Annotated in this window: 10 protein-coding genes and 2 pseudogenes; 7 read left to right on the top strand and 5 right to left on the bottom strand. The window is 72.2% G+C overall.

Annotation, left to right across the window (positions count from 1 at the left end; translation table 11 throughout):
* Positions 1-131: 131 nt before the first annotated feature.
* Positions 132-404: pseudogene (locus tag ACZ6KY_RS41695) on the top strand (uracil-DNA glycosylase family protein); the annotation flags it as partial.
* 4 nt (positions 405-408) lie between these two features.
* Here the strand turns inward: ACZ6KY_RS41695 and ACZ6KY_RS41690 are convergent.
* The 3 genes and pseudogenes from ACZ6KY_RS41690 to ACZ6KY_RS41680 all read right to left on the bottom strand — a co-directional run.
* Positions 409-849, bottom strand: a pseudogene (locus ACZ6KY_RS41690) (hypothetical protein); the annotation flags it as partial.
* Positions 850-907: 58 nt separating this feature from the next.
* On the bottom strand, positions 908-1,633 hold the full coding sequence (locus tag ACZ6KY_RS41685; protein WP_469315464.1) for an ABC transporter permease: 726 nt from the start codon (positions 1,631-1,633) through the stop codon (positions 908-910).
* A 2-nt stretch (positions 1,634-1,635) separates the two neighbouring features.
* On the bottom strand, positions 1,636-2,565 hold the full coding sequence (locus tag ACZ6KY_RS41680; RefSeq protein WP_469315463.1) for an ABC transporter ATP-binding protein: 930 nt from the start codon (positions 2,563-2,565) through the stop codon (positions 1,636-1,638).
* Positions 2,566-2,673: 108 nt separating this feature from the next.
* On the opposite strand from ACZ6KY_RS41680, the gene ACZ6KY_RS41675 reads away from it, so the two are divergent.
* From ACZ6KY_RS41675 to ACZ6KY_RS41665, 3 genes are all read left to right on the top strand, one after another.
* On the top strand, positions 2,674-3,837 hold the full coding sequence (locus ACZ6KY_RS41675) for a sensor histidine kinase (RefSeq protein ID WP_469315462.1): 1,164 nt from the start codon (positions 2,674-2,676) through the stop codon (positions 3,835-3,837).
* 14 nt (positions 3,838-3,851) lie between these two features.
* Entirely contained in the window at positions 3,852-4,514 is a 663-nt protein-coding gene (locus tag ACZ6KY_RS41670; protein WP_469315461.1) for a response regulator transcription factor, read from the top strand.
* Positions 4,515-4,635: 121 nt separating this feature from the next.
* The gene (locus ACZ6KY_RS41665) at positions 4,636-5,793 is read left to right on the top strand and encodes an ROK family transcriptional regulator (RefSeq protein ID WP_469315460.1); all 1,158 of its coding nucleotides are present in this window, start codon (positions 4,636-4,638) and stop codon (positions 5,791-5,793) included.
* A 143-nt stretch (positions 5,794-5,936) separates the two neighbouring features.
* Here the strand turns inward: ACZ6KY_RS41665 and ACZ6KY_RS41660 are convergent, their stop codons facing one another.
* Positions 5,937-6,698, bottom strand: a complete 762-nt coding sequence (locus ACZ6KY_RS41660) for a GntR family transcriptional regulator (protein WP_469315459.1) — start codon at positions 6,696-6,698, stop codon at positions 5,937-5,939.
* Between the two features lie 269 nt (positions 6,699-6,967).
* On the bottom strand, positions 6,968-7,852 hold the full coding sequence (locus ACZ6KY_RS41655; protein WP_469315458.1) for an RNA polymerase sigma-70 factor: 885 nt from the start codon (positions 7,850-7,852) through the stop codon (positions 6,968-6,970).
* 111 nt (positions 7,853-7,963) lie between these two features.
* Here ACZ6KY_RS41655 and ACZ6KY_RS41650 point away from each other — a divergent pair, with 111 nt between their 5' ends.
* The 3 genes from ACZ6KY_RS41650 (at position 7,964) to ACZ6KY_RS41640 (ending at position 11,500) form a co-directional block, all read left to right on the top strand.
* Positions 7,964-8,617 (top strand): NADPH-dependent F420 reductase, encoded by a 654-nt coding sequence (locus tag ACZ6KY_RS41650; RefSeq protein ID WP_469315457.1) that lies wholly within the window; start codon positions 7,964-7,966, stop codon positions 8,615-8,617.
* 296 nt (positions 8,618-8,913) lie between these two features.
* Positions 8,914-9,744: an alpha/beta fold hydrolase gene (locus tag ACZ6KY_RS41645; RefSeq protein ID WP_469315456.1), complete on the top strand. Its 831-nt coding sequence runs from the start codon at positions 8,914-8,916 to the stop codon at positions 9,742-9,744.
* 307 nt (positions 9,745-10,051) lie between these two features.
* The gene (locus ACZ6KY_RS41640; RefSeq protein ID WP_469315455.1) at positions 10,052-11,500 is read left to right on the top strand and encodes an SWIM zinc finger family protein; all 1,449 of its coding nucleotides are present in this window, start codon (positions 10,052-10,054) and stop codon (positions 11,498-11,500) included.
* Positions 11,501-11,944: the final 444 nt, after the last annotated feature.

Genomic DNA, 11,944 nt, shown 5'->3' with positions numbered 1-11,944 from the left:
AGCCTTGTTCTTGTTAGTTTCCCCCCCTCCCTCGGTCCCCCCCGCGCTCACGAAGCTCTCCGAGGGGGGATGGTTTCCTCCCCCCCCCCCCCCCCACCCCCACCGTGGTCCCCCCCCCCCCCCCCCCCCCCGACGAGCTGAGCGCCGAGGAGTACCGCGAGGGCGGGCGGCTGCTCGGCGAGAAGGTGGAGCGGCTGCGCCCGAGGTGGCTCGCGGTGGTGGGCGTGACCGCGTACCGAGCGGCCTTCGAGGACCGCGGTGCCCGCATCGGCCCGCAGGAGCGGACGATCGGGTCGAGCCGGGTGTGGGTCCTGCCCAATCCCAGTGGACTCAACGCTCATTGGACCGCGGCGACGATGGCCGAGGAGTACGGCCGCCTGCGGGCGGCGGCGCAGGCTCCCTGAGTCGGGGCGGGTCTGTCTCGGTGATCACCGCCAGCAGCTGGAACGGCAGTTCGCCGTCCCACCGCGAGACACCGAGGGCGACCCAGCGGTCGTGCCCTTCGGGCCTCCAGAGGTGCACGTCGGGCACGTGCGAACTCAGGACGCCCCAGGGCTCGGGTATGTCCTCGCCGTCCGTCACCCGGTCGAGAACACTCGACAGGCTGAAGACGTACGGGCTCCCCCAGCGGCGGGTGAGCAGCTCCGAGAGACCGTCCCGGTCGGCCTCGTACTGCTCCTCCGTCTCCTCACGTGCCGCGCCGTCGGCTTCCCAGAAATCCTCGCTCGTCACTGACTCGGCGATGTGGTACCCCGCTCCACCCGTGCCGGCATCCGACCGGCCGTGCTCCGCGGGAAAGTCCTCGGAGCACGGCCGGTCGATCACGGCGAGATGCTGCGCGATGCTCATGACGTCCAGTAAAGCGGCCGCCACCGACAACGAGTGAGGCGTCAGGAGGCCAGTGCGGTCAGGCGTCCCGGCGCCGGACGCACCACGCGCCCGCGCCCACTGCCGCGGCGGTCCACAGCGCGGTCACGGCGAGCCCGCTCCAGGGGCTGAGGACACCGTCCGGCGATTCGTGCAGGACCGCCTGACCCGCCTGGTCCGGCAGGAAGTCCGCAACACTCCCGGACGCTCCCCCGACGACGAAGGACACGGTCAGGAGGAAGGGGATCAGGATGCTCAGTGTTGCCACCCCGCTGCGCAGGACGGCTGCCAGGCCCGCCGCGAACAGGGCCATCAGGGCCAGGTAGACCGCGCAGCCGACCACCCCCCGGAGTTCTTCCGTCCAGGTCGGCCCGTTCGCCCTGGAACCGAGCACGGACGTCCCCACGACCAGACTGGCCACTCCGGTGACCAGGCCGATCACCAGGGCCGGTCCGCCGATCGCCACCGTCTTCGCCAGGAACCAGCGCCCCCGGTCGGGAACCGCCGCCAGCGAGACCCGCAGGGCACCTCCCTGGTACTCGGCCGAGACCGCCTGCGCTCCGAAGGCGATGGCCGCGATCTGGCCGAAACTGACACCGGAGAAGGCCGAGAAGAGGGCGTCGAAGTCCCGCTCACCGGAGTCGTCGAGTCCGGCGAGTGCCGAGAACGCCACGGTGGCCGCCAGAACGGCGAGAAGGCCCCAGAGGAGTGAGCGCAGGGTTCGGATCTTGATCCATTCCGCGCGGAGTGCGGGTGCGAAGGACACGGTCAGGCCTCCTGAGGCTGGGGCGGGGTGGCGGCGAACTCGGTCTCGGTGGCGGTCAGATCCAGATAGGCCTGTTCCAGCGTGCCTTCCTCCGCGGCGAGTTCGAGCATCGGAAGCCCTGCGGCCGAGGTGAGGCGCCCGATGTCCTCCAGCCGCGCGTCGAGGGCGGTCCAGCGGCCGTCCTCACCCTCGACGGCCTCTATGCCGTGCTCCACGAACAGGCTCCGCAACGCGCCACTGTCCGTGCTCCGTAGCCGGACGCGAGGCTGCACGCGTCCGTGGATGAACTCGCGCATGGGCGTGTCGGCGAGAAGCCGGCCGCGGCCGAGGACGACGAGCTGGTCGGCGAAGGACGCGGTCTCGTTCATGAGGTGGCTGGAGACGAGGACGGTGCGCCCCTCGCGGGCCAGCCGGCGCAGCAGTTCCCGGATCCAGATGATCCCCTCCGGATCGAGGCCGTTCGACGGTTCGTCGAGGAGCACCACGGGCGGGTCGCCGAGGAGCGCCGCCGCGATGCCCAGACGCTGGCGCATGCCCAGGGAGTACGTCTTCACCCGGCGCCGGGCCACCGGGGCGAGCCCCGTCTCCTCCAGCACGTCGTCCACCCGGCGTTCGGGGATGCGGTTCGTGGCGGCGAGCGCCCGCAGGTGGTCCCGGGCTGTCCGCGATCCGTGCGCGGCCCCGGCGTCGAGGAGGGCGCCCACCTTCCGCAGCGGCTCGTCGAGGGTGGCGTAGGCGCGGCCCCCGACGGTGGCGGTGCCGGACGTGGGCCGGTCCAGGCCCAGCACGAGCCGCATGGTGGTGGACTTCCCCGCGCCGTTCGGGCCGAGGAATCCGGTGACGCGGCCCGGGAGAACGCTGAAGGTCAGGCGGTCCACGGCACGCTTGCCGCCGTACTCCTTGGTCAGGTCTTGGACGTCGATGCTGGTCATGGGCCCAGCGTGGCCGCCGCCGACCGGTCCCGGCCTCCCCCGCGGGTGGAGATCCTCTCCCCCGCCCGGGGGAGGCCCGTTGTCGGTGCCGGCTGACACGATGACGCAATGGCCCGCTTTCTGCGCCCGCTGCTGTGGGGGACGACGTACACGCGTTTGCTGCACCTGTGGGTGCCGATGCTGTTCGTCAGCGTGTGGCTGTTCATCGACAGTACGAGGCCGTGGGTGCCCGCGCTGATGCTCGTTCCGCTGGGGCTGATCCCGGCCGTGCGGCGGGGCGAGGGTGTTCAGGCGCGGTTCATGCTGGCGCCGGGCGAGCGGGATGGTGAGGACGCGGCGTTCTCGGTCGCTCCTTCGGCCGGCCGACGGGACCGGTGGCGGACCGTGCTCTGGCTGGAGGCCCGCCTCCTGCTGAGCGTGGCGACGTCCATGGCCACCGTCTGGCTGCCGACGTTCGCCGTCGATCTCACCAGGGCGGCCCTGGGCTACTGGCCGTCCAACGACCCCGTGGTGAGGCTCCTGGACCCGCACTGGAGCTGCGCGCTGCTCATCCCGCTGCCCCTGCTCGCCCTGTACGGCGCGGTGGTCGGCCTCGGCGAGCTGGTCACGGTGGTGGCGCGGCGGTTCCTCGGGCCCTCTCCCACCGAGCGGCTCGCCGCGCTGGAGGAACGCACCGAACAACTTCTGGAGCGCAACCGCATCGCCCGTGAGCTCCACGACTCCATCGGTCACGCGCTGACGGTCGCGGTGGTGCAGGCCGGCGCCGCGCGGGCGGCCGGCGACCCGGCTTTCACCGGCCGCGCCCTGGTCGCCATCGAGGAGACCGGACGGGCCGCCCTGGAGGACCTGGAGCGGGTGCTGGGTGTGCTGCGCGAGGCGCGGCGTCCCGTGAGCAGCCGTCCCACGCTGACCGACGCCGACCGGCTGCTGGAGTCGGCGCGCACCTCAGGAGCCGAGGTGGACGCCGAGGTGACGGGCCCGCTCGGGACCGTGCCCGGTCCGGTGTCCAGAGAGGGCTACCGCATCCTCCAGGAGTCGCTCACCAATGTGCTGCGGCACGCCGGGAGCGTCCCGGTGCGGGTCCGTATCGAGGTCGGAGACGGCGCACTCGCCCTGGAGGTCCGCAATCCCCTGCCGGACGGCATAGCGGGGCCCGGGCGGGGCAGCGGCCTGCGCGGCATACGGGAGCGGGCCGCGCTGCTCGGCGGCCGCGCCCGGACGGGTCCGCACGAGGGTGACTGGCAGGTGCATGCAGAGCTGCCGTTGAGCTGATCTACGCTGGCCGGATGCCGGTCACCGTTCTGCTCGTCGACGACGAACCTCTCGTACGCGCGGGACTGCGCGCCGTTCTGGAGTCGCAGCCCGACATCGAGGTGGTCGGTGAGGCGGCCGACGGTGCCGCGGTGATCCCGCTGGTCAGGCGGTTGCGGCCGGACGTGGTCGCCATGGATGTCCGGATGCCGCTGATGGACGGCATCGAGGCCACCCGCGCGGTGCTGCGGACCGTCACCGATCCGCCGAAGATCCTCGTGGTGACGACGTTCGAGAACGACGAATACGTCTACGAGGCGCTGCGCGCGGGTGCCGACGGCTTCCTCCTCAAGCGGGCCCGGCCGGCCGAGATCGTGCACGCGGTGCGACTGGTGGCCGAGGGCGAGTCCCTGTTGTTCCCGTCCTCTGTAAGGCAGTTGGCGGCCGAGTACGGGGAGAACGGGGGCAATCCGGCGGCGCGGGCGGCCATGCAGCGGGCCGCGCTGACCGAGCGCGAGGCGGACGTGCTGCGGCTGATGACACGCGGGATGTCGAACGCCGAGATCGCCGCGCGGCTGGTCGTCGGGACGGAGACGGTGAAGTCGCACGTCAGCTCCGTACTGGCGAAGCTGGGGGCCCGGGACCGTACGCAGGCGGTCATCGCGGCGTACGAGTCGGGGTTCGTGGCGCCCGGCTGACGGCGGCCCCGGGGTGGGGCCGAAAGTGACCAGTGCACGGGAAAGGGTCCCCGCCCCTCGCCGGGGTCCCCCGCGACGAGTACGATCCGGCCAACACGCGTACAAGCTGGGAGGACGGACGTTGGGGCGGTTGACCGGCGGGGATCCCTCTCTGCTGCGACGGATCAATTCCGCGGTGGTGCTGCACGCCTTGCGCGCCACGGACTGCGCGACCCTCACCGAGATCACCCGGGTGACCGGATTGTCACGGCCGACGGTCGAAGGGGTCGTCGAGGGGCTGATCGAGAACGGGCTCGTCGTCGAGAAGGCGGCCGAGGAGGGCGCAACACGGCGCCAGGGGCGTCCGGCGCGCAGGTTCCGGTTCCGGGCGGAGGCGGGGCATCTGCTGGGCCTGGAGATCGGCCCGCACCGCGTCGCGGCGCTGCTCGCGGACCTGGACGGGCGCGTGATGGGCGCGATGGCCAAGGACGTGGAGGAGACGGCGTCCGCCGACGAGCGTCTGGAACGGCTGCGGCTGGCGGTCGCCGAGCTCCTGCGCAGGGCCGGTGTCGCCCGTAGTTCCCTGCGGGCGGTGGGCGTGGGAAGCCCCGGCATCGTGGAGGCGGACGGCACGGTGCGCCTGGGCACGGCGCTCCCGGAGTGGACGGGCCTGCCGCTGGGTGAGCGGCTGAGCCGTTCCTTCAAGTGCCCGGTGCTCGTGGAGAACGACGCCAACGCGGCGGCGGTCGCCGAGCACTGGAAGGGTTCGGCGACCGAGTCCGACGACGTGGTGTTCGTCCTGGCGGGACTGAGTCCGGGCGCCGGGTCGCTGATCGGCGGGCGGCTGCACCGGGGGTACGGCGGGGCGGCCGGTGAGATCGGCGCGCTGCATCTGCTGGGCCGCGATGTGACGCCCGAGACGCTGCTGTCGACCACGGACGAGCCGTTGCACCCGCTCGACGAGCAGGCGGTCGCCAAGGTGTTCGCGCTGGCCAAGGGCGGTGACCAGCGGGCACGCGCGGCGGTCGACCGCTTCATCCAGCGGCTGGTGCACGACGTGGCGGCCCTGGTCCTCGCCCTCGATCCGGAGCTGGTCGTCATCGGCGGCTGGGCTGCCGGACTGGACGGCGTACTGGAGCCACTGCGGCGGGAGTTGGCGCGCTATTGCCTGCGCCCGCCCAAGGTGACCCTCTCGATGCTGGGTGAAGCGGCCGTGGCGACCGGGGCGCTACGGCTGGCCCTCGACCATGTGGAGGAAGAGCTGTTCGCGGTGGAGGGAACCGTGACGGCGCGCCGCTGAAGCGCGAGCGACGCGGCGGCTACTGCTTCTCCTACAGCCACAGCCACAGCCACGAAATACGGCGCGCCCCGGAGTCTTCCGGAGCGCGCCGTGTGTCGTCCGGGAAGCGGCTCGAAGCGAGCAGCGGTTCCGGGCAGGACGGCTCAGGAGGCGCGGCGCTCCTGGTCGTGGTGGATCTCGACGCCGCCGGAGTCGGCGAAGGTGAGCCGGCAGGTGTCCGCGCGGTATGTCGCCACGGACACCGCGGCGGTGCGCCCCTCGGTGAAGAAACGGGTCGTGACGACGAGAACGGGCGCTCCGGGAAGGCGGTCGAGCTCCTTGGCGTCGTCCGCGCGGGCCGAGCCCAGCTCGACTGCACGGTCCTGGCCTTCCAGTTCCAGTCGCTGGAGCTCCCGCAGCACGGCACGCGCGCGTGCCGCACCCGAGGGCGCGTCGATCGCCGACAGGTCCGGCACCGAGGACGCCGGGATGTACAGCAGTTCCGCGGCGACGGGCTGACCGTGTGTCACCCGGGAACGGCGCACGGTGTGCACCAGCTCGCCGGCGGCGGTCTCCAGGATGCCGGCCACGGACGCGGGCGGTGCCGCGACGGCGCAGTCGGCGGCGTGCCAGGCGTCGCCCACCGCCCCCGGCCACATGTGCTGTTCGGTTCCGACGGCCACGCCCATACGCGGCGGGGCGACCGTGGTGCCCACACCGCGACGGCGCTGCAGCCGGCCTTCCAGTTCGAGCTGTTCCAGCGCTTGGCGCAGGGTGGCCCGAGCGACACCGAAACGGGCCGCCAGGTCACGTTCGTTGGGCAGGATCTCGCCCACGGTGAATTCGGAGTCAAGTGCCTCACTGAGCACGGTCTTGAGATGCCAGTACTTCGGTTCCGGCACCGATTCCAACTGCGTGGTCCCCACCCTGTCCTCCGCAATCGCCGTGGCCCGGCGGCGTTTTAGCGCCCTTGTTTATTAAAGGTTCCTGCACTATCCCTGCGACGATAGGGCCGCCCCCATCCTTGGTCAAGACCAATCCTCGATCCCTTACGGATTGCACAGGTGTCCCGCCGCGGAGCGTTCACGGGGTGTTCTCGCTCGGCGATGTCCCTGACACAACGCCGAAAGCCCCCGTCCGAAGACGGGGGCTTTCGCTGTCCGGCGGTGCCTCGGACGGGGACGTCCGGAAGGGGTCAGTCGGCGGAGAGCGACACCAGCTTCTCGGGGTTGCGCACGATGTAGACGCACTGGATGCGGCCGTCCGCGACGTCCAGTTGGATGATGCTGTCCGGCTTGCCCTCGGAGAGCGCGAGCACCGCCACACCGCCGTTGACCTCGAGGAAGCGGAACGACAGGCCGGGCACACCCTTCCTGGTGACGCCGATGACGAACCGCCCGACCTTGTCGGCGGAGTCGAGGACGCGCAGCGGCGCCTGGGCCAGCCCTCCGCTGTCGCCGATGAGCCGCGCCTCCGGTGCCAGCAGGGACATGAGTCCCTCCAGATCGCCCTCTCCCGCCGCGGCGAGGAACCGCTCGGTGAGGTCACGGCGTTCGTCCGGGTCGACCTCGTAGCGCGGCCGCCTTTCCTCTACGTGCTTGCGCGCCCGCCCGGCGAGCTGACGCACCGCCGGTTCACCGCGGTCGAGGACCACGGCGATGTCGGCGTAGGGAAATCCGAACGCCTCTCTCAGGACGAACACCGCGCGTTCCAGCGGTGACAGGGACTCCAGGACGACGAGGACGGCGAGGGAGACGGAGTCCGCGAGGACGGCCCGGTCGGCGCTGTCCGGGACGGTGTCGCCGAAGTCGGTGACGTAGGGCTCCGGTAGCCACGGTCCGACGTACGCCTCACGGCGCGACTGGACCTGGCGCAGCCGGTCGATGGCGAGCCGGGTGGTGACGCGGACCAGATAGCCGCGCGGTGCGCGCACGTCCGACCGGTCGTCGGCTGACCAGCGCAGCCACGCTTCCTGGACGACGTCCTCCGCGTCGGCCACCCGACCGAGCATGCGGTACGCCACACCCATCAGGACGGGGCGATGTTCTTCGAACACATCGGTCACGGTGTCGATTGCCACCGCACCATCCCACCCGACACCTTCCTTCGTGTCCAGGCGAAATCGCCGCCCCGGAGCAGAATGGCCGCGGGCCCGCCGTCGGCCCGCGGTCTCGACACGGAAGGTACGACGATGCGGTACGGGGTTCTGGGCACGGGCGACGTGGGGCGCGCGCTTGCCGGCAAGCTGGTCGAACTGGGCCACGAGGTCTCTTTGGGCTCGCGCACGAAGGACAACGCGGCGGCCGTCGAGTGGGCCGGCGCTTCGGGTCCCACGGCACGTCACGGCACGTTCGCGGAGGCCGCGGCGTTCGGCGAGGTGGTCGTGAACGCGGTGGGCGGCCAGGTCGCCCTCCCCGTGCTGCGGTCGGCGGGCGAGGAACACCTGGACGGCAAGGTCCTGCTCGACGTCTCCAACCCCCTCGCGTTCGAGGACGGCGAGATGCGCCTCTCTCCCGTCGAGTCCGACAGCGTGGGCGAGCAGATCCAGCGCGCGTTCCCGCAGGCGCGCGTGGTGAAGAGCCTCAACACCGTCAACTGCCAAGTGATGGTCGACCCCGCCAGGGTGCCGGGCGAGCACCAGATCTTCGTCTCCGGTGACGACGAGGGCGCCAAGGAGCAGGTGACGGCGCTGCTGGGCGAGTTCGGCTGGCCGGCGCACCGCGTGCTCGACCTCGGGGGCATCCGGACGGCCCGGGCCGCGGAAATGTATCTGCCGTTGTGGATGAGCCTGTTCCAGGGCTTCGGGCAGGCGGATTTCAACGTGGAGGTGCACAGGGCGCGGTAGCTCGGGAGACGGGGGCGGACTACGGGTGCGGGGAGCTGAAGGACGGGACCTGGTGGCTGCGGGCTGGTGGCTGGGAGCTGGGCCGAGGTACGGGCGTCCGGCGCTCTGCCGCCCAGCCCTTGCCCGCCCGACCCGCGACTGCCCGGCGCTCCGCCGTCCGGCCCCCGGCTGCCCGATCCGCGCCGAACGGATCTTGACGTACGGTTCGTGGCGACTTGGGGCTACCCGTCGGTAGCAGTTGCTGACAAGCTGTCTACGAGTTGGTTCGTCACGGCGTCCAGACGAGGAGCAGTTCCATGTCCGACACGGTCACCGTCAGTCTCCCCTCCCCGCGCGGCCCGAGGGCGGTCACCCTGTCCTACGCGCGCGTGGGCACCGGTGAACCGCTGCTCCTGCTGCACGGGATCGGCCACCACCGGCAGGCCTGGGACCCGGTCATCCCCATCCTCGCGGCCGAACGCGACGTCATCGCCGTAGACCTCCCCGGCTTCGGCGAGTCCCCGGCGCTGCCCGAAGGACTCACCCACGATCTGGCGACGGTGGTGCCCGTGCTCGGCGCGCTGTGCGAGGCGCTGGAGATCGAACGGCCCCATGTGGCCGGCAACTCGCTCGGCGGGCTGCTGGCCCTGGAACTGGGCCGCGAGAAGCTCGTACGGTCCGTCACGGCGCTCTCGCCCGCCGGTTTCTGGTCACCGGTGGAGCGGCGCTACGCCTTCGGTCTGCTGATCGCCATGCGAGCGGCGGCCCGGCGCATGCCGGTCCCGGCGATCGAGCGGCTCTCCCGCTCAGCCGCCGGACGGACGGTGCTGACCAGCACCATCTACGCCCGGCCCGGCCGCCGTTCACCGGACGCGGTCGTCGCCGAGACCCTCGCGCTCGCCCACGCCGAGGGATTCGCCGAGACCCTCCGGGCGGGCACGGACGTCCAGTTCACGGACGACATCCCGGCGCTGCCCGTCACCGTGGCCTGGGGCACCCGCGACCGGCTGCTGATGCGCCGCCAGGGCGTCCGGGCCAAGCAGATCATTCCGCGGGCGCGACTGGTGCGGCTGCCCGGCTGCGGCCACGTCCCGATGAACGACGACCCGGCGCTCGTCGCCCGCGTCCTCCTCGACGGCAGCCGCTGAGGCATCCCCGGCGGCAGCCCGTGAGCCGCGGACGGCGACGCGACTCAACGCGCCGTTCTTCGGCGAGGTCGACATCGACGGGGACAGCGGCGAGCTGACGATGCGGCTCCGCGAACAGGACGGGACCGTGCTGTTCACGCAGGTGCTCCAGCCGGGGCGCGTGGGGCAGCAGGCCCGCTGAACCGCCGTGCCGCGCACCGGGGCGGTCCCCCGGCGTGCGGCACGGCGAGCCCGCACCGAAGTCACCTCGCAAGCAAGTCGTCGCAGGTCAGAGGTCATTGTCAGTGGTCGCGTCTACGGTTTTTCCATGACGCGATCGTTGCAGGCCGTGGCCTACACCCGACCCTCCGCGCTGGAGTCCGCACCGGACGGCCGGCGGCTGGGACTTGAGACCTCGCGGGGCGCGACGCCCACGGGGATCGAGGACCATCCGCGGTTCTTCACGGGCTTTCTGACGTCACCTCAAGTGGCGGCCGCGGGGCTGCTGGCGGTGGCCGACGTCGCGGCGGCGCGCTACTACCAGCCACAGCTGCGCGCCTCCCTGGACCCGGTGGTCACGGGCAACGGCGACCGGCTCCGGTTCGAGTCCTTCTCCGGCTGCGGCGGGGTGTACGCGCGTCTGGACGTCCTGACGGCGGGCCTCGACGGCGACGAGATCGGGCACGGGACGACGAACGTCGACGTCAACAACCCGCTGCGCGAGGCTCTTTCGCGCATCGGCACGGACGATCCGCTGCACCTTCGGGTCGGCCCCGACGAGATGGCCGTGACCACGCTCGACGGACCGGTGGTGGAGAAGAAGGTGCCGTTGCCCGACCGCTGGCTGCGGGGGTTCGCCGAGGCGCAGGTGATAGCGGCCGGGTTCGATCTGCGGGCCGAACTGCCCGCGGCGGAGGCTGTGCGGTTCCTGCGTTCGCTTCCGCGCGGCACCGCGCGCGGGATGTCGGGCGGTCCGCGGTGGGTGGTGCCGGCGGGCCGGGGACTGCGTCCGACGACCCGGCCGGTTCCGGGGGCGGTGTGTCTGCCCGGCCCTGAGCGGCTGATCGCGCTCCAGCGGGTGCTGCGCCATGCGACGGCCCTGCGGGTGTACGGCCCACCGGTGACCGGCGAGGCCGTCGCGGCCGGCGCCTGGGAGGCCGTCCTGCCCGGCATGCGGCTCACGCTCACGCTGTCGCCGGACGCCTCCCGGGGCTTCTCCGGGGAGGGCGGGGTTCTTGACGCCCTCGCCACCGACGAGGCCGCCGAGGACGCGGAACTGATCGCGGTGCTCCTGGCCTGGGAGCCGCGCGTCGACGTGGGCGACCTGACCGCCTCCTCCGGTCTGCCGGCCGAGCGGGTGAGGGCCGCCCTGGTCCGGCTGGGCACCTCGGGGCGCGTGGGGTACGACACCGCGGAGGCCGCGTACTTCCACCGCGAACTGCCCTACGACGCGGGGCGGGTCGAGCGGCACAACCCGCGCCTGCGGTCGGCCCGCGCCCTGGTCTCGGCGGGGGCGGTCGCCCTGGACGGTGCCATCGGCACGGTGACGGCCGACGACGGACATGTGCACCGGGTCCGCGACGACGCGGGAACGCTGAGCTGCTCCTGCCTGTGGTGGGCGAAGTACCGGGGCGGACGCGGGCCCTGCAAGCACGCCCTCGCGGTACGGATGGTGCGGCGGGGCGCTCGGGCCGGGCACGGAGACAGTCCGGCTCCACCCGTCGGACGACGCGAGGAATTCCTGGAAGTTCCGGTCGACGGGGGCGATGTGCGATGAGCGGCGAAGCGTTGTTGGCGGCGGTACGGGCGGGGCGCACGGTCGAGGCCGCAGGCCTTCTGGACGGGATGACCGACGGCGAACGCCGAGCCTGTCTGCCCGCGTTGAAGGAACTCCGCAAGGAGCTGCGGACCGCGCCGTGGAACGCGGGATCCCGGGTGGCCTATCCCGCGCTGCACGCGGCGGGAGCCGCGTGTCACACGGGCGCCGCCGGAGCGGCGACCTGGATCGCCGCGGCCGACATGCGCTGGTCCCAGGCCTCCCCCGGAGTCCTCCTCCATGTACTGGGCGACCGTGAGTCCGACTGGCTCGCCGATCTGACCCAGCGGCTCGGGGGGGGGGGGGGGGGGGGCGGGGCCCCGGTCCCCCCCCTTTTGTGTGTTGTGGGGTTGGTGGGATGCGAGGTTCTACCTCCCCACGCCCCCCTTCCCAGCTGGGTTTATC

This window comes from Streptomyces sp. NPDC042002 (genome assembly GCF_055588305.1).
This window is presented reverse-complemented; position numbering and strand designations above follow the sequence as displayed.

Bases quoted from the DNA above. Each gene is read 5' to 3' on its own strand.
- ACZ6KY_RS41680 (WP_469315463.1), bottom strand. From the start codon at position 2,565: ATGACCAGCATCGACGTCCAAGACCTGACCAAGGAGTACGGCGGCAAG.
- ACZ6KY_RS41675 (WP_469315462.1), top strand. From the start codon at position 2,674: ATGGCCCGCTTTCTGCGCCCGCTGCTGTGGGGGACGACGTACACGCGT.
- ACZ6KY_RS41670 (WP_469315461.1), top strand. From the start codon at position 3,852: ATGCCGGTCACCGTTCTGCTCGTCGACGACGAACCTCTCGTACGCGCG.
- ACZ6KY_RS41650 (WP_469315457.1), top strand. From the start codon at position 7,964: ATGCGGTACGGGGTTCTGGGCACGGGCGACGTGGGGCGCGCGCTTGCC.
- ACZ6KY_RS41645 (WP_469315456.1), top strand. From the start codon at position 8,914: ATGTCCGACACGGTCACCGTCAGTCTCCCCTCCCCGCGCGGCCCGAGG.
- ACZ6KY_RS41640 (WP_469315455.1), top strand. From the start codon at position 10,052: ATGACGCGATCGTTGCAGGCCGTGGCCTACACCCGACCCTCCGCGCTG.